The organism is Streptomyces sp. R35, assembly GCF_041053035.1.
In the GTDB taxonomy this organism is placed as follows: domain Bacteria; phylum Actinomycetota; class Actinomycetes; order Streptomycetales; family Streptomycetaceae; genus Streptomyces; species Streptomyces lutosisoli.
Map to the genome: position 1 here is coordinate 10,195,419 of NZ_CP163440.1, position 24,081 is coordinate 10,219,499.

Below are 24,081 nucleotides of genomic sequence, written 5' to 3' on the forward strand. Positions count from 1 at the left end.
ATGTTAACCGCCCACCTGACCAGTTGACGATACGACGGGCCCCCAGCTCCCCCAATTTCCGTCCCTGCAAGGCCTCTTGACGCGCCTATTGGTCTATGCCACCTTCAAGTCGCGCAAGAGGTCAGATGACCAATTGGTAAGGTCGCGCCCCGCCGCGAAAGGGTTCTTCGTCATGCCCGCAGCCGACGTCTCGCTTCTGCCCGCGCCCGGCAGACTCGTCGTACTCCCCGGACGGTTCACCTTTGACGGACGTACGACAGTCACGCCGGCCCCAGGCGCCGAAGCGGCCGTCGCGCTGCTGCGTGAGCTCCTCGCCCCGGCCACCGGACTGTCGCTGCCCACGGCGGCCGACGGGCAGATCGCCTTCACCCTCGACCCGACGCTCACGGCCCTCGGCCGGGAGGGGTACGGGCTGAGGGTCACCCCCGACGCGGTACACCTGCACGCGGCCGGCCCCACCGGTCTGCTGCGCGGGGTACAGACCCTGCGCCAGCTGCTGCCACCCGCCGCTCTCGCGGACAGCCCCGTACGCGGTGTCGCCTGGACCCTCCCCTGCGTACGGATCACCGACGGACCGCGCCACGCGTGGCGCGGGGCGATGCTCGATGTGGCCCGGCACTTCCAACCCGCCTCGTACATAAGGCGTTTCATCGACCTGCTGGCGCTGCACAAGCTGAACACCCTGCATCTGCACCTCACCGACGACCAGGGCTGGCGCATGCCGGTCGCCGCGTACCCGGGGCTCACCGAGATCGGCGCCCGGCGTGCCGAGACCGCCGGGGACGGCATCCCGCACGGCGGCAGCTACACGCGGGCCGAGCTGCGCGGCCTCGTCGCCCACGCCGCCGCGCGCGGTGTCACCGTCGTACCCGAGATCGACATGCCCGGCCATGTCCGGGCCGCCCTCGCCGCCTACCCCGAGCTCGGCAACGATCCGGACCGCCGACTGGACGTGTGGACCGAGTGGGGCGTGTCCGAGCAGGTGCTGGGCGTCCACGACCGGGCCCTGGACTTCTGCCGCACCGTCCTCGACGAGGTCATGGACACCTTCCCCTCGCCGTACCTCCACGTCGGCGGCGACGAGTGCCCCACCATCGAATGGGCGGCGCATCCGGACGCGCGGCGGCGGGCGCGGGAGCAGGGGCTCGCCGGGCCCGAACAACTGCACGGCTGGTTCATGGGGCAGATCGGGGAGTTCCTCGTCCGCCGGGGGCGCAAGCCCCTCGGCTGGTGCGAGGACGGCGTGACCCTGCCGCGCTCCTTCACCGTGCTGCCATGGCGGGACGCGGCCGACGGTCTCGCCGCCGCCCGGCGCGGCCACGAGGTGGTGATGGCGCCCCACCGGTCCACCTACTTCGACTACCGGGAGTCCGGGCGTCGCACCGAACCGCCCGCCCAGCCGGGCCCGCCGATCGGCCTCGACACCGTGCATGCCTTCCGTCCGGCCCCCGCCGACTGGGAGCCCGAGGCCGCAGCCCAAGTCCTGGGAACCCAGGCCCAGTTGTGGACCGAGTATCTGCCCACGCCCGCGCACATCGAGTACCGGGCGTTCCCGCGGCTGTGCGCCCTCGCGGAGAACGCCTGGTCGGCGCCCCGGCCCTGGCCGGACTTCACGCACCGGCTGCGGCATCACCGCGTACGCCTGCACGCCCTCGGCGTACCGCTTCATCCCCCACACCGGGAGCCACGGCTGCCGGCCCTCCGAGAGGAGACACATCCATGAACCGACAAGGCAACAGAGCACGTACGGCCATCGCCGTCGCGGCGGCCGCGGGGCTCGCCCTCGCCGGACTCACCGCCCTGCCCGCGTCCGCCGCCGCCGACGGGCTCAGTGTGCAGTACCGCACCAGCGCGACCGGTGCGAGCGCCGACCAGAGCGAACCCTGGCTGAAGGTCACCAACACCGGTAGCGGACCGGTGCAGTTGAGCGAGGTCAAGGTCCGCTACTACTTCAAGGCCGACTCGGCCGGCATGGCCTACCGCTTCGCGTGTTCGTGGGCCGTGAAGGGCTGCGCGAACATCACCGGCACCTTCGGCACGCTCGCGCAGCCGACGGCGACGGCCGACCGCTATCTGGAGATCGGCTTCACCTCCGGCGCGGGCAGCCTCGCGGCCGGCGCCGACACGGGCGACATGCAGCTGCGCTTCTACCGCTCCGACTGGCAGACCCTGAACCAGAGCGACGACTACTCCTTCGGCGCCGAGCGGACCTCGTACGCGAACTGGGACAAGGTGACGGCGACCCGCGCGAACACGCTCGTCTGGGGGACCGCGCCCGCGGGCAACGAGCCCGGCCCGGACCCCGATCCGACCGACCCGCCCACCGACGGCGGCGCGCTCTTCGACGACTTCGCCTACACCGGCCACACCGACCCGAGGATCTCCGAGCACGGCTGGAACGTCCGCTCCAACTCCGGTGGCCCCGGAGTCTCCGGTGCGACCTGGGCCCCCGAGAACGTCACCTTCACCGGCTCCGGCGCCGGCTCGGTGATGAACCTGGAGACGTCGACCGCGGGGACCGGTGCCTCGACGAAACAGACCGAAGTCCTCACCAAGGCCATGAAGTTCAAGAACGGTACGTACGCGGCACGTGTCAGGTTCTCCGACGCGCCCAAGACCGGGCCCGACGGCGACCATCTCGTCCAGACGTTCTTCACCATCAACGACCTCACCGCGCCGATGGCCGACGACTACGCCGAGTACGACTTCGAGTATCTGCCCAACGGCGGCTGGGGCGAGCCCTCGAACATCCTCTACACGACGTCCTGGGAGACCTACAACCCGGACCCGTGGCAGGCGGTCAACCAGCACACCGAGGGGCGCCGGAGCTACGACGGCTGGCACGACCTGGTCCTGACGATCGACGGCAGCGGCATCACGTACTACATCGACGGACAGCTCTTCGGTACGCACGACGCCGCGTATCTGCCGGAGCGGCCCATGTCGATCAACTTCAACCAGTGGCTCATCGACCTGGCCGGGCAGACCAGTACGACACCCCGCGCCTACGACGAACAGGTCGACTACGTCCTGCACGTCAAGGACCAGGTACTCAGCCCCGCCCAGGTGGCGGCCAAGGTCGCCGCGTACCGGAGCGCCGGGACCACCTTCCAGGACACCGTGCCCGGAACCTGAACCCCTTGACGGGGGTGATTGGTCCATACCAAAATCAGAACTCCCGTACGAGCGTTGAGCTCGTCCCCCACGCCGGGCCCCTCATCCCTGTCCGCAAGACAGAACAGGACCCCTCGTGAGACATCGCCTCCTCGCCGTCGTATGCGTCACCGCCTCCCTGCTCACCGCCTGCGGTGCCCTGCCGGAAGCGGGGTCCGGTCGGCGGACCGTCACGGTGTGGCTGATGAAGGACAGCGCGTCCAAGGATTTCCTGAAGCGGTTCACCGAGGACTTCGAGCGGACGCACGGTGACCTCCGGCTCGACATCCGCATCCAGCAGTGGACCGGGATCGGCGAGAAGGTCCAGACGGCGCTCAAGCGGGAGGACAAGGACGCACCCGACGTCATCGAGGTGGGCAACACCCAGGTCGCGCAGTACGTGGACGGGGGAGGTCTGAGTGACCTGACCCTTGAATCGATGCGCGACTGGGGCAGGGAGGACTGGCTGCCGGGCCTCGCCCAGCCCGGCAGCTTCGGCTCCCGCCAGTTCGGCATTCCCTGGTACGCGGCCAACCGCGTCGTCATCTACCGCAAGGACCTGTTCGCACGGGCGGGCATCAAGCAGCCGCCGAAGACCCGCGACCAGTGGCTCGCGGACACCGAACTGCTCAACTCCTCGGGCAACCAGGGAATTTATCTGGCCGGACAGGACTGGTACACCCTCTCCGGGTTCATCTGGGACGAGGGCGGCGACCTCGCGAAGGAGGCTTCCGCCGGGACCTGGAGGGGCACTTTGCAGACACCGGCCGCCCTGCGCGGCATGGACTTCTACCGGCGGCTCCAGGCGCTCGGCGACGGGCCCGTGAACGCCGACGAGGAACATCCGCCGCAGGCCGGGGTGTTCGCCAAGGGGCGGGTCGCCCAGCTCGTGGCCGTGCCCGGGCTCGTCCAGGCCATCGAGCGGACGAACCCCGCCCTCAAGGACAAGCTGGGCTTCTTCCCGGTGCCCGGCAGGACCGCTGCCGCGCCCGGCGCGGTCTTCACCGGCGGCTCCGACCTCGTGGTGCCCAAGAACACGGACGACCGCCCCGGTGCCACGGCCGTCGTCGCGGCACTCGCCGGCGCCAAGTGGCAGACCGAACTGGCCCGGACGATGAACTACGTGCCCAACAAGACGACCCTCGCCAAAGCGGTGGCGGGCGAGGAAGGAGCCGCGGCCATGGCGGCGGGCGCCGCGCAGGGCCGGGCGACCCCCTCCTCGCCCCAGTGGGCCGCCGTCGAGGCCGACAACCCGATCAAGGCCTACATGACCAAGGTCCTCAACGGATCCGACCCGGCGACGGAGGCCCGGCGCGCCTCCGAGCGCATCACCGAGGCGCTGGCGGACAAGGGCGAGTGACGGATCTCCGCTGACGGATCTCCACGGGCTCCCGGCCGTGGAGATCCGCGGACTCCTACCCGGCCATGCTCAGCGACAGTGCAAAGCGGCCCTCCTCGTCCGTCCACCAGTGGGTCAACTCCAAGCCCGCGACGGCCAGTTCGTCGCGTACCCCCTCCTCGCGGAACTTCGCCGAGACCTCGGTGCGCAGTTCCTCGCCGTCCGCGAAGTCGACGGCGAGGTCCAGGGCGTGAATCTTCACGGTCTGCGCGGTACGCGACCGCAGCCGCATCTCGATCCACTCCTGCTCGGTGTCCCAGAGGGCGACATGGTCGAAGGTGTCGGGGTCGAAGTCGGCGCCGAGTTCACGGTTGACGACGGCCAGCACGTTCTTGTTGAACTCGGCCGTCACACCGGCCGCGTCATCGTAGGCGGCGACGAGGACCGACTCGTCCTTGACGAGGTCCGTGCCCAGCAGCAGCGCGTCGCCGGGCGACAGCAGCGCCCGTACGGACGCCAGGAACGCGGCGCGTTCGGCGGGCAGCAGATTGCCGATCGTGCCGCCGAGGAACGCCACGAGCCGTGGTCCGGGCGTGTCCGGAAGGGCGAGACCGCCGGTGAAGTCGGCGATCAGTGCGTGCACATCGAGGCCCGGGTGCTCCTCGATCAGGGCGTGCCCGGCCTGGGTGAGCGCGCTCTCGCTGACGTCGACGGGCATGTAGGTGTGCAGTCCCGGCAGCGCGTCCAGCAGATACCGCGTCTTCTCGGACGAGCCGGAACCCAGCTCGACGAGGGTGCGTGCCCCGGTCGTCGCGGCGATCTCCGGCGCGCGGCGGATCAGGATCTCGCGCTCGGCGCGCGTCGGGTAGTACTCGGGAAGTTCGGTGATCTTCTCGAACAGCTCGCTGCCGTACGCGTCGTAGAACCACTTCGGTGGCAGCGTCTTGGGCGTGCTGGTGAGGCCGTGCAGGACGTCGGCGCGCAGAGCGGCGTCCGTGGCGTCCTCGGGCAGGGTGCGGGTGAGAAGGAACGGACTCACGTACGGGGCTCCTTCGATGGTGCCGATGCCATGTTGTCGTTCATGTCCTTGAGCGGGGTGAGCAGCACCTCGGTGCGGCTCGCGGTGAGCAGTGTGCGGTCGGGGACCTCCTGCCAGTGCGGGTCGTCGTCGTACGGCTCGGAGGCGACGACGGTGCGCCGGCCGGGCTCGGTGAGATACCAGAGGGAGTCGCCCCAGGCCGTCGCGGTGATCGTCTCGCCGTTGGTGAGCAGCAGGTTGAGCCGGGAACCGGGGGCCGCCTCGGCGACCTCCAGGACCGTGTCGGCCAGCGCCTGACTCTCCTCGTCACCGCCCTGCAGCCGGTGCAGGACCAGCGCCCAGACGAGTGCCGAGTCGCAGCGGGCCTCCAGCGACAGCAGCTCCACCGCGGGCAGCGTCTGGACGAGCGGCGCCAGCGAGCCTGGCCATCCGGGCACGGCGCCGTTGTGGCTGAACAGCCAGGGGCCCGCGGCGAACGGCGCCGCCGCGGCTTCCCCGTCCGCGCCCGCCACGGTGGCGTCACGCACCGCGGCGAGCAAGGCCGTGGTCCGCACGACACGGGCCAGGTCCGCGAACGACTGGTCGCCCCAGATGGGCCCGGCTCGGCGGTACCGGGCGGGCACGGCATCCCCTTCGGCATACCAACCCACCCCGAAGCCATCGGCGTTGACCGTCCCGTGCCGCTGTCGCCGAGGTGCCCACGACTGCCGGAACAGGCCGTGCTCCGGCTCCACGAGGAGCGCGCCGAGCGGCTCCTCGGTTCCCAGGAACGCCAGATGACGGCACATCAGGAACTCCCGGGCGCGGCGTCCCGGGCTGTCCGGAACCCCGAGAAGATCTGCCGCCGTATCGGATAGTCCCAGTTGCGGAACGTGCCCCGGCAGGCCACCGGGTCCACCGCGAACGAGCCGCCGCGCAGCACCTTGTACTCCGGCCCGAAGAACACCTGCGAGTACTCCCGGTAGGGGAAGGCCACGAAGCCGGGGTAGGGCAGCAGATCGCTCGACGTCCACTCCCACACGTCTCCGATCAACTGCCGTACGCCCAGCGGCGATTCGCCCGCCGGATAGCTGCCGGCCGGGGCCGGACGCAGATGGCGCTGGCCGAGGTTGGCGTGTTCCGGGGTGGGGTCGGCGTCGCCCCACGGATAGCGGGTGGAGCGGTCGGCCGCCGGGTCGTGGCGGGCCGCCTTCTCCCACTCGGCCTCGGAGGGCAGCCGCCGCCCCGCCCAGCGCGCGTACGCGTCGGCCTCGTACCAGCAGACGTGCAGCACGGGCTCGTCGGGCGGTACGACCTCGGTGACACCGAAGCGGCGCCGCAGCCACTGCCCGCCCTCGCGACGCCAGAACAGCGGCGCTTCGATGTCGTGCGCCCGGATGTGGTCCCAGCCCTCCGGAGTCCACCAGCGCCGGTCGCCGTAGCCGCCGTCCTCGATGAAGGCCTGGTACGCGGCGTTCGTGACCGGCGTGGTGTCGATGAAGAACGCCGGGACCGTACGCCGGTGCGCGGGCCTTTCGTTGTCCAGTGCCCACGGCTCGGTGGACGTGCCCATCACGAACGGGCCTTCGGGCACCAGGACTTCGGCGGGTCCGGTGAACAGGGGAGCGGGAGCGGGGTCCGGCGCTGTCAGGGCGGCGGGCCCCTTGCGGAGCTGATGGGTGATCAGCATCGTCTCGTCGTGCTGCTGTTCGTGCTGCGCGATCATCCCGAAGGCGAAGCCCGCCTCGGTCAGCCGTGTGCCCTGGAACGCGGCGCTCTCCAGGATGTCCAGCGCCCGGCCGCGCACCTCGGCCGCGTACTGGCGGGCCTCGGCGGGCGGCAGCAGCGGCAGCGAGGGCCGCTCGGCACGCGGATGCTCGAACGCGTCGTACAGCCCGTCGATCTCGGGCCGCATCGCCTCGCGCCCCGCGACCTCGCGCAGCAGCCACAGCTCCTCCTGGTTGCCGATGTGCGCGAGGTCCCACACCAGCGGGGACATCAGCGGCGAGTGCTGGGCGGTCAGTTCGGGATCCTCGACACAGGACGTGAGGAGCGCGGTGCGTTCGCGGGCCGTGGTCAGCGCGTCCAGCGCACGTGTCCTGAGCGACTCCGGGTCCGTGAGCGAATCGGGCGCGGTCATGTGCGGATGTCCTTCCCGTGGAACTGGCCGTGAGACCGGCCATGAGATTGACCGTTGAACCGGATGAGCAGATCGTCGGCGGGGCAGCGGCCCCGCGCCACATAGCGGTCGGTGAACTCCGCCACGGCGTCCAGGACTTCGGTGGTGGCGCCCAGCCGGGGCAGAGCCTGAGACGCCGCCGCGAAACAGGTGATGGCGGCCTCCCGCAGCTCCGGGTCGGCCAGGCCGTACCGCGCGGCGTCCCGCCACAGCGGATTGCACGGGGCCGGCTGCGTGTCCGCCCGCTCGGCCAGGGGCTTCACGGTCCGGTAGGCGGTCTCGGCGGCCTCCGCGTCGTCGAAGAGCGCCGCCGTCACGGCGAGCGGCACGATCCACCCGTCGTCGCCCGGCTGGGCATCGATCATGCGGAGCTCCAGATGACCGCGCGGACGCACCGGCGGGAACAGGGTCGTCAGGTGATAGTCGAGGTCCGCCCGGTCCGGCGGTGTGCCGGACCGGGTCCACGCCCGGAAACTCATGCCCTCCGGTACGTCCCAGGGCCCGCTCGGCGCCCGTACGCACATCACCGGCGCGTCCAGCACATGCCGGGCCCACGCGGCGCGCGGCTCGCCGCCCTGAGGAGGCGCGCTGCTCCGCCCGGGATCCATCGCCGCCCACAGAGACTGCCGCGTGGAGCGCCAGCCGGTCCGCCGCCCATGGGCCACAGGGGAGTGCGCGAACGCGGCCACCAGGACCGCGCCCAGCTGGTGCGCCAGCCACCAGCGACGCCCGTGACCCAGCGGGCCCGGCTCCTCGTACCCGGCGTCCAGGCACACCTGGACGGAGGCGGAGCTGCACATCATCGCGCGGCCCTCGGGCCCCGCACGGTCGAGATACCGCTCCATGGCGTCGTACCGCGGCTCATGGAGGAAGCGGCTCGGGGGGTTCCAGGGATCGTGGCCGTAGCCACTGAGGCCGAGGCCCGCCTCGCGCAGCGTGGCGCGTACGGCGTCGAGGTCGGCGGAGACGGACCCGATGCACTCCATCAGGGAGGCGGCGGGAGCGGAGCTGAGCTCCAGCTGCCCGCCGGGTTCGACGGTGAGCGCCGAACGCAGGGGCAGGGTCCGCAGTGCGGCGTAGGCCGCTTCGAGATGTGCGGGTGGTACCGGGAGCCGCGGTTGCCGCAGCTCGTGGACGAGCCATTCCACTTCGACACCGAGGAAGCGGGGCGGACCGGTCTTGAAGCAGATGCCACGGACCAGCGCCTCCACCTCGGCCTCGGTGACAGCGGAGCGGTGCTCCGTACAGTCACTTACCGAATCGGACATGTCGGGATCCTCCTGAGATTCCACCATGTCGCCGGCCCGGCGTCCTGTTGGGCCGAACCGGCAATCGCTCGTCCCACCCAAGACCTTCTCGGCGGTTCGCACAAGGGTGCGGATCGCCGCTTTCGGGACCGGGAAACACTGTTTGCGGAGCCGCGAAACTCTGTTGCGCCGCACGACCAGCATCGCTCACGATGCGTTCATGGGCACGACGGGGGAGATCACGCGGGGGGCGCTCGTGGCGCGTACGGGGGTCGCGCCATGAGCGCGCGCCTGCGTGCGATCGCCCAGCAGACGGAGGAGATCGTCGCGGCGGGCGGGTACCGCGCGTCCCACGGGCGCGAGGTACCGATCGCCGCGGCGGTCGATGCCGCGCGGGCCGGGACGCGGATGTACGGCCCGGATCCGGTGAAAGCACCGGAGACCAGTGCGGAGGACACGTCGGCCGCTCTCCCGGGCACATTGTTCGAGGTCACGGCCGAGAGCAGCCTGGAGGCCGCCCGACGCCTCACGGCCCTGGCCGAGGACCCGGTGGCCGTCCTGAACTTCTCCTCCGCACGCAATCCCGGCGGCGGCTATCTGAACGGCGCGCAGGCCCAGGAAGAGGCCCTGTGCCGGGCCTCCGCGCTGTACACGTGCCTGCTGGGGGCCAGGGAGTTCTACGATCACCACCGCGGCCACCGCGACCCGTTCTACACGGACCGTGTCATCCACTCACCCGCCGTGCCCGTCATCCGCGACGATCGCGGCCGGCTCCTGGACGAGCCGTACCCGGCCGGATTCCTGACCGCGGCGGCCCCCAACGCCGGAGTGGTCCTGCGCACCGCCCCGGACCGCGCGCCCGACCTCCCACGCGCCCTCGCCACCCGCGCCGAGCGCGTCCTGGAAGTGGCCGCGGCCCACGGCTACCGCCGCCTGGTCCTCGGCGCCTGGGGCTGCGGCGTCTTCCAGAACGACCCGGCCCAGGTGGCGAAAGCCTTCCGTGACTTGCTGATCAAGGGCCGCTTCGAGGCCCACTTCGAGCACGTCGTCTTCGGAATCCTGGACCGCACGCCGGGCAGTGCGACACGCAGTGCCTTCGAGCAACAGTTCGAATCTAGTCTCCGGGCCCCGTAACGCGCCGCTTTTCAGGGGCGCGGGGCTGTGACACATGCGGCTCCGCCGCGTGGGCGCGACCAGCCACAACGGACCCGCAGCATCCCACCGGCCTTTACCGCGCCCCGCTCAACGCCACCCGTACCGCTCGCGCAACCGATGCACCACGAGATTGAACCGCATCCGGTCCAGCGCACACGCCTCGCGCCGCATACCGTCCTCGTACAACCGCAGCACACGATCCACGTCCACCCACGAATCGCGCCCTGACCGGTCCCACGGACCGGAGCCGATCGGCACCCACTCGCGGTCACCATCGTGCCGCTTGCTGGACAACTGCACGGCAAGCAGCGTCCCTGCGTCCTCGCGAGCGACCACCAGCACCGGCCGGTCCTTGCCCCGCCCGTCGTTCTCTTCGAACGGCACCCACGTCCAGACGATCTCGCCGGGATCCGGATCGCCGTCATGCGCGGGGGAGTACTCGGTCTTGACCCGGCCGACCTCGCGGGGTTCGGCTTCGGTGGTCGCGGTGGGCCCGTAGCGGCCGGGCACGTCTTCGTCGATAGAGGCAGTCACGGTGCACACGTTACTTCGGGGGTACGGAAGCCAACTCCCGTACCCCCGAAGCCTCACCGACTCACGGCCTCACTGCCTCAACGGCTCACCTCTCGTCCTTCTCCACCGTCACCTTCTCCGTGCGCGGCGCCACGACCCCGTTGAGCCCAGCCGAAGCCCCCGCACCGTTGCCCGTCGCCCCGTCCTGGTTCATCGACGCGAGCAACTGGCGTGCCAGGCCAAGGCCGGTGCCGCCCATGGTGAGCGCCTTGGCGAACATGTCCGCCATGCCGTCGGCGCCGTTGAGCAGCACCATGTGGTCGACGTTGCCGAACGCGCTCGCGCCCGCCTGGACGATCTCCGGCCAGTTCTCGGCGAGTTGCTGGGCGACCACGGCCTCCTGGTTCTCGGCGAGGGCGGCGGCCCGCGCCTTGATGGTCTCGGCCTCCGCCAGACCCTGCGCACGCGTCGCCTCGGCGGCCGCCAGACCCTTGGCCTGCGCGGCGGCGGCCTCGGCCTCACCGGTGGCACGGGTCGCCGTCGCCGCGGCCGCACCCCTCGCCTTGGTCGCCTCGGCCTCGGCGTTGGCGGCCGACTTGACCCGGCTCGCCTCGGCCGCGGCCGCGAGTTCGGTCTCCTTGGCCTTGGCCTGCGCCGAAGAGATACGCGCGTCACGCTCGGCCTCGGCGTGGGCCCGGATCTCGTACGCCCTCGCGTCCGCGGGCTTGCGGACGTCCGCCTGGAGCTGCTGCTCCCGGCGGAGGGCGTCGAGTTCGGCGATGCGGGTCTCCTGGACGACGACGTCCTGCCGGGCGGCCGCGTCGGCGAGCGGTCCGGCCTGCCGGGCCTTCGCCGCCGCCTTGTCGCGCTCGGCCTGGTAACCGGCCTGGAGGATCTCGCTGTCCCGGGTGGCCTCCGACATCCGGGCGAACGACTTCTGCTCGGCCTCGGTGGCGAGACGATTCGCCTCCGCCTGCGCGATGCGCGCGTCGCGCTGTACGGCGGCGGCGTGCGGCATCGCGAGGTTCTTGATGTACCCGGTCGGGTCCTCGATCTCGTGGATCTGCAGCGAGTCGACGATCAGGCCGAGCTTCTCCATCTCCGTACCGCATGCGGCCCGGGTCTGGCCGGTCAGCTTCTCCCGGTCGCGGATCATGTCCTCGACGGTCAACCCGCCGACGATGGACCGCAGATGACCGGCGAACACGTTGTGCACCCGCTCCGCCATCATCTTCTGCTGGTCGAGGAACCGGCGGCCCGCGTTGGCGATCGACACGAAGTCGTCGCCCACCTTGAAGATGACCACGCCCCGCACCTTCAGCGGAATGCCCTGGTGGGTCACGCAGTCCACGTGCAGCTCGGTCTCGTTGAGATCGAGCGAGATCTTGCGCACCGCCTGCACACCCGGCAGGACCAGAGTTCCGCGCCCCGTGACGATGCGGAATCCCATGCCCTCTTCAAGGCCTTCGGTCCGATGCTTCGAACCGGAGATGATCAGCGCTTCGTTGGGCTCCGCGACACGCCACATGAGCTTGAAGACCACAACGATGAAGATCAGTGCGAGGACAACAGCCCCCGCCACGACGCCGACAACCATCGGCATACGCCCCCTTTGCATGGTGCCCTATCGGCACCGAACGAACGGGAGTGTGCTCCTGTGCAAGGCGCGGGTACAGACGCTGACGGATCCTTGTTGCAATCTTGACGCGTACGGCTCTCACCTGGGGCGAACCCGTCACAGACGAGCTGTCGACTGGCGTGTACGGGGCGCGCGTCAGGCGTCGTACGCGGCCGACACGTACACCGTTCGCGGCGGCAGATACTCCACCACCATCACCACCGTGCCCCGCTCGATGCGGTCCTTCGCGGCGGCGGGATACGCGAGGAAGTGCTCGGCACCACCGCGCACCCGGACGATCACCTCGCCGACGAGCCCGGGTCCGACCGTGCCGGTCACCCGCCCCATCAACCCGACCATCGACGCATCGTCCATGGTCACAGAGTACGGCCGGAACTCGCTTACGCCGCCGGAGAGTCCGCTGGAGTCTGGTGCGGCGGCCACCATTCGTGCCAGCGCCGGTCCGCCTCCAACTGGGCGGCCAGGGAGACGAGAAGCGGCTCGCTGTTCGCCGGGCCGAGCAACTGGGCGCCGACGGGCAGGCCGTCGCCCACGAAACCCGCGGGGACGTTCACGCCGGGCCACCCGAGAATGTTCCACGGCCAGGCGTACGGGCAGGCGGCGATCATGGCCCGGTCGGTGCCGAGACCGTTCAGGTTCACCATCGAGCCGATCCGCGGCGGGGGAGCGGCGGTCGTCGGCGCGAGCAGCACGTCGTAGGTGTCGAAGAGCGCGCCGATCCGCCGGTGCAGCGTGGCCTCGGCCCGCCGGGCCGCCCGCAGCGGCGCGCCGCCGAGCAGCCGGCCGAGGCGGGCGGCGTCACGGGTGCGCCGGTCGAGGAGATGGGGGAACGGCGCATCGCGCACCCGCTCGGCGAGACCGGCCGTGGCGCGCGGGATGAACGTGAGCCCGATCTGCCCGTATCGCGGCTCCGCCTCCTCCACCACATGCCCGAGCGCCGCGAGCCGCTCCGCGAGCGCGAGGACCTTCGCCCGTACGACGGGGTCGAGCCGGGCGGGCAGCGCGGTGAACGGCGGTTTCAGCGACAGCGCGATCCGCAGCCGGCCCGGATCGCGGCCCACCGCGTCCGAGACGCGCAGCGCGGGCGGTTGGTGCAGGTCGCCGTCGTGATTGCCGCCGGCCGCGTCCAGGAGCAGGGCCGCGTCCGCGACCGTGCGGGCGAGCGTTCCGTTGACCGTGATGCCCTGGAAGGACTCCGGGCGCGGCCAGGTCGAGATCCGGCCGCGCTGCGGCTTGATACCGATCAGATGGGTCCAGGAGGCCGGAATGCGCACCGAGCCCGCGCCGTCCGAGCCGAGCGCCGCCGGGACCAGACCCGCCGCCACCGCCGCCGCGGAGCCCCCGGACGAGCCGCCCGGGGTGTGATCGCTGTGCCACGGATTGCGGGTGGCGCCGAAGGCGGGACCCTCGGTGAAGGGCCACTGGCCGAGCTCGCAGGTGTTGGTCTTGCCGATGACGACGGCCCCGGCCGCCCTCAGCCGGCGTACGGCCTCACCGTCCTCGGCCTGCGGCGGATGGTCGCCCCGGCAGCCGAACGCGGTCGGCTCGCCCGCCACGTCCATGTCGTCCTTGACCGCCACCGGCACCCCGAGCAGCGGTCGCCGCACCCCGGCCGCCAGCTCCTTGTCCGCCGCGTCGGCCTCGGCGAGCGCCGCCTCGGCGCGCACCAGCCGGAAGGCGTTCAGGGTGGGCTGGGTCGCCTCGATCCGGGCCAGCGCCCGCTCGACCACCTCGCGCGCGGTCACCTCGCCGGCGGCGAGGGCGCGGGCGCACTCCGCCAGACCTGCGGCACGGTCGGGAGCCATCCGGGTCACCTCCGAAGCATGTCGTCTACCGAACGGTAACCTCCGGACGGGCCATCCGACACCGGACGCGGAAGTTCCTTTGTGGAAGCGGGAGTTCCGCCGTCCGGAGGCCCTGGGCTCCCCCCGGCACCGAGCGGCACGCAGTGCCTCTGCAAGGATGCGATACGTCATGGTGCAGATACCGAAGCAGTCCGCCCCGCCGTCACCCGCACAACGACCCGTGCCGACGAGCGCCGATGTGGCGCGCCTGGCGGGCGTCTCCCGCGCGACCGTCTCGTACGTCCTGAACAACACCAGCGCCGTCCGGATCAGCGAACCCACCCGCCGCCGCGTCCACGAGGCCGCCAAGGAGCTCGGGTACGTCCCGCACGCCGCCGCCCGCAGTCTGCGCGCCGGGCACAGCCGCATGGTCCTGATGCCCGCGCCGTCCGTGCCCGTGGGCCCCCTCTACAGCCAGTTCTTCAACGAACTCCAGTGGGCGCTGAGCCGTCTCGACTACACCGTCGTGCAGTACGGCAGCGTCGGCCTGCACGGCGACGAGGCCGCCCGCGCCTGGGCGGAGCTCAGGCCGGTCGCCGTACTGGTCCCCGGCAGCGGGCTCGGCCCGCAGGGTGTGGCCGTCCTCAAGCGCTCTGGTGCCCGCGCCGTCGTCACCCTGGGCCCCGAGCGTGTCGAGGGCGCGCACGCGCTGCTCATGGACCACGACCGGGTCGGCCACAGCGCGGGCGCCCACCTGGTGGCCCGCGGCCGCCGCCGCATCGGCGTCGTGGTGCCCGAGGAAGCCGGCCTGGAGATCTTCTCCAAGCCCCGCCTCGAAGGCGTACGCCGGGCCCTGCACAACACCGACGCGTCGGCGACCGAGCTGCCACTGGCGTACGAGGAGGAGGCCGCCGCCCGGCTCGCGGCGCGCTGGCGCTCCCTCGGCCTCGACGCCGTGTTCGCGTACAACGACGAGTACGCGATGCTGCTGATGCGCGCCCTGCAGGACGAGGGCATCGGCATCCCGGACGAGACGGCCGTCATCGGCGCCGACGACCTGATGCTGGGCCGGCTGCTGCGGCCCCGGCTGAGCACCGTCCACATCGAGCTGCCGTCCGGACGCGACCTCGCCGAGCTGGTCGACCGGGCGGTCCGTGAACCCGGCGCCGGGCCCGAGACCCACGAGGTACTGGGAGCGCGGGTCGTGCATCGCGAGTCGAGCTGAGGGAGGCTGGATCCGGTCCCCCGACCGCATCGGACACCGGAGGCGCTTCATGCGGACCACGGTCGGCATCATCGGCGGCGGCCCCGCCGGGCTCCTGCTGGCCCGGCTGCTGCACCGGAGGGGGATCGACTGCGTCGTCCTGGAGAGCAGGACGCGCTCGTACGTCGAGCAGCGCCAGCGGGCCGGAATGCTGGAGCAGGGCACGGTGGACGCGCTGCGCGAGTGCGGCGCCGCCGACCGCCTGGACGCCGAGGGCCTGATCCACCAGGGCATCGAGCTGCGCTTCGACCGCGAGCGCCACCACATCGACTTCCCCTGGCTCACCGGCGGCCGTACCGTCACGATCTACGCCCAGACGGAGATCGTGAAGGACCTCGTGGCCCTCCAACTCGCCGAGGGACCACCGCTGTTGTTCGGGGCCGAGGCGCTCGCCGTCGAGAAGCCGGAGAGCGACTCACCCGTCGTGCGGTTCCTGCACGAGGGCCGCGAACAGACCCTGAGCTGCGACTACGTGGTCGGCTGCGAGGGTTCCCACGGTGTCGCGGCCGACGCGTTCCCTGCCGAGGTGGGCCGCATCTACGCGCACGAGTACCCGTACTCCTGGCTGGGGATCCTCGCCGATGTGCCGCCCTCCTGCGAGGAGTTGATCTACGCGCGCGGCCCGGGCGGCTTCGCGCTGCACAGCATGCGCTCGCCGTCCGTGTCACGGCTGTACCTTCAGGTCCCGAACGGCACCGACGTCCGCGACTGGCCCGACGAGCGGATCTGGGACGCGCTCGACTCGCGTTTCGCGGTCGACGGCGACTGGCGGCTGGCGCGCGGCCCCATCACCTCCAAGTCCGTGACCCGGATGCGGAGTTCCATCCACGAGCCGATGCGGTACGGACGCCTGTTCCTCGCCGGGGACGCGGCCCACATCGTGCCGCCGACCGGCGCCAAGGGCCTCAACCTCGCCGTGTCCGACGTCCGGGTCCTGGCGCGCGGCTTCGGCGAGCTGCACCGCACGGGATCGACCGAACTCCTGGACCGCTACTCGGAGTTGTGCCTCGCCCGGGTGTGGCAGGCCACACGTTTCTCGTACGACATGACTAGGATGTTGCACGCTCAACCAGATGGGGATGCCTTCGAACACCGGATGCAGCTCGCGCGACTGCGCCGGATCACGGCATCCCGCCCCGCGGCAGCCGAACTGGCCGCGAACTACACGGGACTTCCGCTGGCTTTATGAGCTCGACGGGCCGCACGGGATCCACGAGTCCTACGAGCCTGCTGTGCCCCGCTGGTAATCAGTGAACGATCGGAGAGCCGTCATGCCGCTGCTCGACCCCACCACCTGGCAGTCCCGCACCCTGTCAGGCGGTGAGTACACCGTCACCGAGCCCGCCACCGGCGAGCCGCTCGGCGCCGTCACGCTCGCCGCCGCCGAGGACGTCGCGACGGCCGCGCGGACCGCCCGCGCCGCCCAGGCCGAGTGGGCCAAGGCCCCGCACTTCGTCCGCGCCGCCGTGCTGCGCAAGGCGGGGGACCTGTTCGCCGCGCACGCCGGCGAACTGCGTGACTGGATCGTCCGCGAGTCCGGCTCCATCCCGGGCAAGGCCGACTTCGAACTGCACGTCGCCGCCCAGGAGTGCTACGAAGCCGCGGCGCTCGCCTCGCGTCCGACCGGCCAGATCCTGCCGTCCGAGGCGCCGCGCCTGTCGTACACGCGCCGCGTCCCGGTCGGTGTCGTGGGGGTGATCGCCCCCTTCAACGCCCCGCTGATCCTCTCGATCCGCTCGGTGGCCCCGGCGCTCGCGCTCGGCAACGGCGTCGTCCTGAAGCCGGACCCGCGCACCGCCGTGTGCGGCGGCCTCGCGCTGGCCGCGGTCTTCGCCGAGGCGGGCCTGCCCGAGGGGCTGCTGCACATCCTGCCCGGCGGCCCCGAGGCCGGTCAGGCGCTGGTCACCGACCCTCAGGTGCCGGTGATCTCTTTCACGGGATCAACTGCCGCCGGACGCACGGTCGGTGAGGCCGCGGGCCGTCATCTCAAGCGCGCGCACCTGGAGTTGGGCGGCAACTCCGCCCTGATCGTCCTGGAGGACGCCGACATCGACGCGGTGATCTCCACGGCGGCCTGGGGCTCGTTCTTCCACCAGGGCCAGATCTGCATGACGACGGGGCGCCACCTGGTCCATGCCTCGCTGTACGAGGAGTACGTGGAGCGGCTCGCCGCCAAGGCCGACGCGCTCGCCGTGGGTGACCCGTACCGCGAGCAGGTGCACCTCGGACCGATCATCGACAGCGCCCAACTCGCCAAGATCCAGGGGCTGGTGGAGTCCAGCACGGCACGCGGCGCCAAACTGGCGGCGGGCGGCACGCACGAGAAGCTGTTCTACCGGCCGACGGTCCTCGCGGGAGTCGACGACACGACTCCGGCGTACGCGCAGGAGGTGTTCGGTCCGGTCGCGCCGGTCCGTTCCTTCGGCGCCCTGGACGAGGCCGCGGCCCTCGCGGCGGAGGGACCGTACGGCCTGTCGCTGGGCATCGTGACCCGGGACACCGCGCGCGGCCTCGAACTCGCCGAGCGCATCCCGACCGGCATCGTCCACATCAACGACCAGACCGTCAACGACGAGGCCGTGGCGCCGTTCGGCGGGATCGCCGCATCCGGCACCGGCGCCCGCTTCGGCGGTGAGGCCAACCTGGAGGCCTTCACCGACGTGCGCTGGACGACGGTGCGCGGCGATGTGGCGGCGTACCCGTTCTAGACCGCGTACGCGGCCTTACTGACCGTCCTGCTGAGCCTGCTGGGCCTGCTGCTCCGCGATGGACTTGCGGACCTCGTCCATGTCCAGCTTCCGGGCCTGCCCGATGACGTCGTCCAGGGCGGCCTGGGGCAGGGCCCCGGGCTGGGCGAAGATCGCGACCTGGTCGCGGACGATCATCAGCGTCGGGATCGACTGGATGTCGAAGGCCGCGGCCAGCTCCGGCTGCGCCTCGGTGTCGACCTTGGCGAACACCAGGTCGGGGTTGGCCTCGGCGGCCTTCTCGTAGACGGGGGCGAACTGACGGCACGGCCCGCACCAGGACGCCCAGAAGTCGATCAGGACGAACTCGTTGTCCGTGACCGTCTGGTCGAAGTTCTCCTTGGTGAGCTCCACGGTGCTGCTCATACGTGTATCCCTCTTCCTCGCGTCCGGGTCATGCCGGTTTGCACAACGCCGCCTCCCGGGGGCGTATTCCGCGTGCGTACCCGTGTGGCCACGGCGCACACCAGGAACGAGACTGTGCCCATGACGGAAACGGAATCCATCGCGTACGACGTTGTGGTGCTCGGGGCCGGGCCCGTGGGGGAGAACGTCGCCGACCGCACCCGCGCGGCAGGTCTTTCCACCGCGGTCGTGGAGAGCGAGCTGGTCGGCGGCGAGTGCTCGTACTGGGCCTGCATGCCCAGCAAGGCACTCCTGCGCCCGGCCATCGCCCGCGCCGACGCCCGCCGTGTGCCCGGACTCAGGCAGTCCGTGCAGGGCCCCCTCGACGCCCCCGCGGTCCTCGCCCACCGCGACTACTACGTGTCCCACTGGAAGGACGACGGCCAGATCGCCTGGCTGGACGGCATCGGCGCCGATCTGTACCGCGGCCACGGGCGGCTCGACGGACCCCGCAGGGTGACCGTCGAGGGACCGGACGGCGAGCGGCATGTACTGACCGCCCGGCACGCGGTCGTCGTCAGCACCGGCAGCCGCGCCCTCCTCCCCAACCTGCCGGGACTAGCCCAGGTCAAACCCTGGACCAGCCGTGAGGCCACCAGCGCGCACGCCGTGCCCGGGCGGCTGATCGTGGTGGGCGGCGGTGTGGTCGCCACCGAGATGGCCACGGCCTGGCGGGCCCTGGGCTCCGAGGTCACCGTCCTCGTCCGCGGCAAGGGCCTGCTGCCCCGCATGGAGCCCTTCGCCGGGGAGCTGGTCGCCGAGGCCTTGCAGGAGGCGGGCGCGGACGTGCGCACCGGCACCTCGGTGTCCGCGGTGACACGGGAGGGCTCCACGGTGGTCGCGCTGACCGACTCCGGCGACCGGATCGAGGCCGACGAGATCCTCTTCGCCACCGGGCGCGCGCCCCGCACCGACGACCTCGGCCTCGACACGGTCGGCCTGGAACCCGGTTCCTGGCTCGACGTCGACGACAGCCTCCAGGTGGTCGGCAGTGAGTGGCTGTACGCGGTCGGCGACGTCAACCACCGCGCACTCCTCACCCACCAGGGCAAGTACCAGGCCCGGATCGCGGGCGCCGCCATCGCCGCCCGCGCCGCCGGGGTGCCTCTCTTGGAGACCGACCCCTGGGGAGCCCATTCCGCGACCGCCGACCGCGCGGCCGTCCCCCAGGTCGTCTTCACCGACCCGGAGGCCGCGGCCGTGGGCCTCTCCCTCGCCGAGGCGGAAGCCGCCGGGCGCCGCGTCCGGGCCGTGGACGTCGACATGTCCTCGGTGGCGGGCGCCGGCCTGTACGCGGACGGCTACCGCGGCCGGGCCCGCATGGTCGTCGACCTCGACCGCGAGATCCTCCTCGGCGTCACCTTCGTCGGCCCCGGCGTGGGCGAACTGATCCATTCGGCGTCCATCGCGGTCGCCGGTGAGGTGCCGATCGGCCGCCTCTGGCACGCCGTGCCCTCCTACCCGACGGTGAGCGAGGTGTGGCTGCGGCTGCTGGAGGGCTACCGGGACAAGTAGGCGGCGTGGTGGAAGTCGCGCGGCAGCCGCGCGGGACTTCGTCAGGCCAGGGAGACCAGGTCCAGGTACTCCTCGCTCCACAGGTCCTCGTCCGCGTCCGGGAGCAGCAGCACCCGGTCCGGACGCAGGGCCTCGATGGCGCCCACGTCGTGGGTGACCATGACGATCGCGCCCGGGTACGTGCCCACCGCGGCCAGGACCTCGGCCCGGGAGACCGGGTCGAGGTTGTTGGTGGGTTCGTCGAGGAGGAGCACGTTCGCGCCGGAGTGGACGAGACCCGCCAGGGCGAGCCGCGTCTTCTCGCCTCCGGACAGGACGCCGACGCGCTTGTCGGCGTCGTCGCCGGTGAACAGGAACGAGCCCAGCACCCGCCGCACCTCGCCGTCCGTGAGATGCGGCGCCGTGGCGGCCAGCTGCCCCCGGACCGTGTCGGCGGGGTCGAGCGTGTCGTGCTCCTGCGCGAAGTAGCCGAGGCGCAGCCCATGACCGTGCACCACGCGCCCGCTGTCCGGGGTGTCGTGGCCGGCGAGGAGACGCAGCAGCGTGGTCTTGCCCGAGCCGTTGAGGCCGAGGATCACCAGCCGGCTGCCCCGGTCGACGGCCAGGTCGACTCCGGCGAGGACACGGAGATCGCCGTACGCCTTGGCCAGGCCGATCGCACCGAGCGGCATCCGTCCGCAGGGGGCGGGCTCGGGCAGCCGGATCCTGGCCGCCTTCTCCGTCTGCCGGACCGGTTCGAGCTCGGCGAGCATGCGGTCGGCGCGGCGGGCCATGTTCTTCGCCGCCACGGCCGTCGACACATACGCGCGCATCTTGTCCGCCTGCGCGTGCAGCGTCGCCGCCTTGCGCTCGGCGTTCGCCCGCTCCCGGGCCCGGCGGCGCTCGTCGGCGTCCCGCTGGGTGAGGTAGGCCTGCCAGCCCGTGTTGTGGACGTCGAGCGTGGCGCGCGACGGGTCGAGGTGGAAGACGCGGTTGACCACGTCGGCCAGCAGCGAGGTGTCATGGCTGATGAGCACGAGCCCCGCCTGATGGTTCGTCAAGAAGCCGCGCAGCCAGGCGACCGAGTCGGCGTCCAGGTGGTTCGTCGGCTCGTCCAGCAGCAGGGTGCCGTGGTCCGCGAACAGGATGCGGGCCAGCTCGACCCGGCGGCGCTGACCGCCGGACAGGGCGCCGACCGGCTGGCCCATGACCCGGGTCGGCAGCCCGAGGCCCGCGGCGACCCGGGCCGCCTCCGCCTCGGCCGCGTACCCGCCACGCGCCAGGAACTCGGCCTCCGCCCGCACATAGGCGTTCATCGCACGCTCGGAGCCGTCGGCCATCGCGGCCTCCGCCGCGCGCAGCGTCCGTACGGCATGGTCCAGGCCGCGCGCCGACAGGATCCGGTCGGTGACGGTCACCGTGGGGTCGGCCGCACGGGGGTCCTGGGGCAGGTAACCGAGCGCCCCCGTACGGGAGATGGACCCGGCGGCGGGCCGCGCCTGCCCCGCCAGGGTGTTCAGCAGCGTGGTCTTGCCCGCGCCGTTGCGGCCGACCAGACCGATGCGGTCGCCGGGGGAGACGTGGAAGGAGATGTCGGACAGCAGCAGACGGGCGCCCACGCGCACGTCGACACCGCGAACGGTGATCATGGGAATACGCTCCGGGGAATCAATCAGCAAAAGGACACACGGGTGGCGTGGAAGCGGGTCCTTGAGCTAAGAGATGCGGGGCGTAGACATACGGCCAGGCTACTGAAGGGACTTGGGCGGGCGCCACGGGATTTCCGCGGGCCCGAGCCTTCCGTCAGTCTCTGCCGGGCTTCGACTCGCGCCGTGGTGCGGCCGAGGCCGGCTCTCAGCCGGGCAGCGTGAAGCCGAGAGCCGCGGCCGCCCGCTCCGGCGTCGGCTGGTTCCAGCGGTCCGCCATCGCCTGGTTCGAGGACAGTGAGCGAGGCTCCGCGCGGTCGAGGTAGAGCATGCCGTCCAGGTGGTCCGTCTCGTGCTGGACGATGCGCGCGGGCCAGCCGGTGAACACCTCGTCGACCGGGCGGCCCTGCTCGTCCAGCGCCGTCAGCCGCACCTCGGCGTGCCGGACCACCAGCGCCTGCCAGCCCGGAACGCTCAGACAGCCTTCGAAGAACGCGGCCCGACCCGCGCCGACCCCCTCGTACGACGGATTGACCAGCACCCGGAACGGCAGCGGAACCCGCCCTCGCGCGAGGCGCACCTCGTCGGGCACCGGCGCCGGATCCTCGATGACGGCGAGCCGAAGCGGTACGCCGACCTGCGGCGCGGCGAGGCCGACGCCCGGCGCCGCGTGCATCGTCGCGCGCAGGGCCGCGACGAAGCGGGCCAGCAGCCCCGGGTCCAGCTGGCCGTCGAAGGGCTCGGCCAGCCGGCGCAGCACCGGGTCGCCGGCGGCGACGATCGGCAACGGGCCTTCGTGGGAGAGGAGTTCCTCGACCAGGTCGCTCAGGGGGCGCGAGATGCTGGGGTCACGTTCGGATGCCATCGCGCCAGGATGCCAAGCCGGCCCGCGCCGAGCGAGGCGGCGCCGGGCGAGTCCCGCATCTTCCCGCATGTGACGCACGCCACTCGCATGCCCGGGAACTCGGCTGCTCCGCGCCCCGACTACTGGACCGCCACCGGCGAAGGGAGCCCAACTCCCCGGCCCACGGCCCGTTTCCGTCCCCTGCCCGACCGGAGAACCCCGCCGATGTCCACCGCTCCCTCCACCACGACGGACGAGTCCCCGCAGTCCGTAGCGCCGACACCGTCCCGAAGAATCTGGTCCCCGCTGCGCCCCCTGGTCCTGCGCCTGCACTTCTACGCCGGACTGCTCGTCGCCCCGTTCCTGCTGGTGGCCGCCACGACCGGCCTGCTGTACGCCGCCTCGTTCCAGGCCGAGAAGATCGTGTACGCGCATGAGCTGACCGTCCCGGCCGGCGACCACAAGCTTCCGCTGTCCCAGCAGGTGGCCGCCGCCCGCAAGGCCCACCCCGAGGGCACGGTCTCCGCCGTACGCCCCTCACCGGAAGCGGACGCCACTACCCGCGTACTGCTCTCCGGCGTCCCCGGCGTCGACGCCGACCACACCCTCGCCGTCTTCGTCGACCCGTACACCGGGAAGGTCCGCGGAGCCCTGGAACAGTACGGGTCCACCGGTGCGCTCCCGCTGCGCACCTGGATCGACGGGCTGCACGCCAACCTCCAGCTCGGCGAGAACGGCCGCCTCTACAGCGAGCTTGCCGCCAGCTGGCTGTGGGTGATCGCGGGCGGCGGCCTGGTGCTGTGGTTCGGCCGGCGCCGTGCCCAGCGCACGGTGCGCGGCACCAGTGGGCGCCGCCGCACCCTCGGGCTGCACGGCACCGTCGGCGTCTGGGCGGCAGCCGGGTTCATCTTCCTCTCGGCGACCGGTCTGACCTGGTCGACGTACGCCGGGGCCAACATCGACACCCTCAGGACCTCGCTCGGCCAGGCGACGCCCTCGGTCTCGTCGGCGACCGGCGGCGAGCACGCGGGTCACACCGGCACGGGGACCGCGGAGGCCACGACACCGGACATCGCCCTCGACGTCGACAAGATCCTCGCGGCCGCCCGCGCCAAGGGCCTCGGCGACCCCGTCGAGATCGTGGCGCCCGCCGACGCCTCCTCCGCCTACGTCGTGAAGCAGATCCAGCGCAGCTGGCCCGAGAAGCAGGACTCGGTGGCCGTGGACCCGGCGACGGGCAAGGTCATCGACGAACTCCGCTTCGCCGACTACCCGCTGCTCGCCAAGCTGACCCGCTGGGGCATCGACGCGCACACCGGCGTCCTGTTCGGCCTCGTGAACCAGATCGCCCTGATGGCCCTCGCGCTCTCGCTGATCCTGCTCATCGTGTGGGGCTATCGCATGTGGTGGCAGCGCGGCCGCGCCTCCGCGTTCGGCCGGCCCATTCCGCGCGGCACCTGGCAGCAGGTCCCGCCGCAGATCCTGGTCCCGGCGATGGCGGCCGTCGCCGTCCTCGGCTACTTCGTCCCGCTGCTCGGCATCCCGCTCGCGGTGTTCATCGCCGTGGACGTCCTCCTCGGCGAGATCGCGTACCGGAAGGGGAAGCGCACCTACGGCGGCCCGGTGGCGTGACCGGGCGGGCGAACGCCGGAGG

The 24,081-nt window shown here is 71.8% G+C and carries 20 protein-coding genes; 9 read left to right on the forward strand and 11 right to left on the reverse strand.

Features of this window, described 5'->3' with window-relative positions:
* The first annotated feature begins 172 nt into the window (after positions 1-172).
* From AB5J50_RS45775 to AB5J50_RS45785, 3 genes are all read left to right on the forward strand, one after another.
* Positions 173-1,723, forward strand: a complete 1,551-nt coding sequence (locus AB5J50_RS45775) for a beta-N-acetylhexosaminidase (protein ID WP_369264465.1) — start codon at positions 173-175, stop codon at positions 1,721-1,723.
* Complete coding sequence (locus tag AB5J50_RS45780) at positions 1,720-3,135, forward strand: cellulose binding domain-containing protein (RefSeq protein ID WP_369264466.1); 1,416 nt, start codon at positions 1,720-1,722, stop codon at positions 3,133-3,135. The genes AB5J50_RS45775 and AB5J50_RS45780 overlap by 4 nt, the downstream gene beginning before the upstream one ends.
* 115 nt (positions 3,136-3,250) lie before the next feature.
* Complete coding sequence (locus AB5J50_RS45785; RefSeq protein WP_369264467.1) at positions 3,251-4,513, forward strand: extracellular solute-binding protein; 1,263 nt, start codon at positions 3,251-3,253, stop codon at positions 4,511-4,513.
* A gap of 55 nt (positions 4,514-4,568) precedes the next feature.
* Here AB5J50_RS45785 and egtD read toward each other — a convergent pair whose 3' ends face one another.
* The 4 genes from egtD to egtA are packed head-to-tail and all read right to left on the reverse strand — an operon-like array spanning position 4,569 to position 8,957.
* A complete protein-coding gene (gene egtD / locus AB5J50_RS45790; RefSeq protein WP_369264468.1) occupies positions 4,569-5,531 on the reverse strand; it encodes an L-histidine N(alpha)-methyltransferase in 963 nt (320 codons plus the stop codon).
* On the reverse strand, positions 5,528-6,319 hold the full coding sequence (egtC, locus tag AB5J50_RS45795) for an ergothioneine biosynthesis protein EgtC (RefSeq protein ID WP_369264469.1): 792 nt from the start codon (positions 6,317-6,319) through the stop codon (positions 5,528-5,530). The genes egtD and egtC overlap by 4 nt, the downstream gene beginning before the upstream one ends.
* Positions 6,319-7,650, reverse strand: a complete 1,332-nt coding sequence (egtB, locus tag AB5J50_RS45800; protein ID WP_369264470.1) for an ergothioneine biosynthesis protein EgtB — start codon at positions 7,648-7,650, stop codon at positions 6,319-6,321. Before egtB ends, egtC begins: the two co-directional genes overlap by 1 nt.
* Positions 7,647-8,957 (reverse strand): ergothioneine biosynthesis glutamate--cysteine ligase EgtA, encoded by a 1,311-nt coding sequence (gene egtA / locus AB5J50_RS45805; RefSeq protein WP_369264471.1) that lies wholly within the window; start codon positions 8,955-8,957, stop codon positions 7,647-7,649. Before egtA ends, egtB begins: the two co-directional genes overlap by 4 nt.
* 258 nt (positions 8,958-9,215) lie before the next feature.
* Between egtA and AB5J50_RS45810 the strand changes: the two genes are divergently transcribed.
* Complete coding sequence (locus tag AB5J50_RS45810; RefSeq protein WP_369264472.1) at positions 9,216-10,070, forward strand: TIGR02452 family protein; 855 nt, start codon at positions 9,216-9,218, stop codon at positions 10,068-10,070.
* A 108-nt stretch (positions 10,071-10,178) separates the two neighbouring features.
* Here AB5J50_RS45810 and AB5J50_RS45815 read toward each other — a convergent pair whose 3' ends face one another.
* The 4 genes from AB5J50_RS45815 to AB5J50_RS45830 form a co-directional block, all read right to left on the reverse strand.
* Positions 10,179-10,625, reverse strand: a complete 447-nt coding sequence (locus AB5J50_RS45815) for a type II toxin-antitoxin system PemK/MazF family toxin (protein WP_327433911.1) — start codon at positions 10,623-10,625, stop codon at positions 10,179-10,181.
* An 85-nt stretch (positions 10,626-10,710) separates the two neighbouring features.
* Positions 10,711-12,207 (reverse strand): flotillin family protein, encoded by a 1,497-nt coding sequence (locus tag AB5J50_RS45820; RefSeq protein ID WP_369264473.1) that lies wholly within the window; start codon positions 12,205-12,207, stop codon positions 10,711-10,713.
* A 171-nt stretch (positions 12,208-12,378) separates the two neighbouring features.
* Positions 12,379-12,603: a hypothetical protein gene (locus AB5J50_RS45825; RefSeq protein WP_327433913.1), complete on the reverse strand. Its 225-nt coding sequence runs from the start codon at positions 12,601-12,603 to the stop codon at positions 12,379-12,381.
* A gap of 20 nt (positions 12,604-12,623) precedes the next feature.
* Complete coding sequence (locus tag AB5J50_RS45830; protein ID WP_369264474.1) at positions 12,624-14,048, reverse strand: amidase; 1,425 nt, start codon at positions 14,046-14,048, stop codon at positions 12,624-12,626.
* Between the two features lie 169 nt (positions 14,049-14,217).
* On the opposite strand from AB5J50_RS45830, the gene AB5J50_RS45835 reads away from it, so the two are divergent.
* From AB5J50_RS45835 to AB5J50_RS45845, 3 genes are all read left to right on the forward strand, one after another.
* Positions 14,218-15,252: a LacI family DNA-binding transcriptional regulator gene (locus AB5J50_RS45835; RefSeq protein ID WP_369264475.1), complete on the forward strand. Its 1,035-nt coding sequence runs from the start codon at positions 14,218-14,220 to the stop codon at positions 15,250-15,252.
* A gap of 49 nt (positions 15,253-15,301) precedes the next feature.
* Positions 15,302-16,480 carry a 4-hydroxybenzoate 3-monooxygenase gene (locus tag AB5J50_RS45840; RefSeq protein ID WP_369264476.1) on the forward strand — a complete coding sequence of 393 codons (1,179 nt, stop codon included), beginning with the start codon at positions 15,302-15,304 and terminating at the stop codon, positions 16,478-16,480.
* Between the two features lie 82 nt (positions 16,481-16,562).
* Positions 16,563-17,999 carry an aldehyde dehydrogenase family protein gene (locus AB5J50_RS45845; RefSeq protein ID WP_369264477.1) on the forward strand — a complete coding sequence of 479 codons (1,437 nt, stop codon included), beginning with the start codon at positions 16,563-16,565 and terminating at the stop codon, positions 17,997-17,999.
* A 15-nt stretch (positions 18,000-18,014) separates the two neighbouring features.
* Here the strand turns inward: AB5J50_RS45845 and trxA are convergent, their stop codons facing one another.
* Entirely contained in the window at positions 18,015-18,404 is a 390-nt protein-coding gene (gene trxA / locus AB5J50_RS45850; RefSeq protein WP_369264478.1) for a thioredoxin, read from the reverse strand.
* Between the two features lie 120 nt (positions 18,405-18,524).
* Between trxA and AB5J50_RS45855 the strand changes: the two genes are divergently transcribed.
* Positions 18,525-19,958 (forward strand): NAD(P)/FAD-dependent oxidoreductase, encoded by a 1,434-nt coding sequence (locus AB5J50_RS45855; RefSeq protein WP_369264479.1) that lies wholly within the window; start codon positions 18,525-18,527, stop codon positions 19,956-19,958.
* Between the two features lie 41 nt (positions 19,959-19,999).
* Here AB5J50_RS45855 and AB5J50_RS45860 read toward each other — a convergent pair whose 3' ends face one another.
* Both AB5J50_RS45860 and AB5J50_RS45865 read right to left on the reverse strand, forming a co-directional pair.
* Positions 20,000-21,586, reverse strand: coding sequence for an ABC-F family ATP-binding cassette domain-containing protein (locus AB5J50_RS45860; protein ID WP_369264480.1), 1,587 nt, complete (start codon positions 21,584-21,586; stop codon positions 20,000-20,002).
* Between the two features lie 205 nt (positions 21,587-21,791).
* Positions 21,792-22,448 (reverse strand): peptide deformylase, encoded by a 657-nt coding sequence (locus tag AB5J50_RS45865; protein WP_369264481.1) that lies wholly within the window; start codon positions 22,446-22,448, stop codon positions 21,792-21,794.
* Positions 22,449-22,652: 204 nt separating this feature from the next.
* On the opposite strand from AB5J50_RS45865, the gene AB5J50_RS45870 reads away from it, so the two are divergent.
* Positions 22,653-24,059: a PepSY-associated TM helix domain-containing protein gene (locus AB5J50_RS45870; RefSeq protein ID WP_369264482.1), complete on the forward strand. Its 1,407-nt coding sequence runs from the start codon at positions 22,653-22,655 to the stop codon at positions 24,057-24,059.
* The last annotated feature ends 22 nt before the right edge of the window (positions 24,060-24,081 follow it).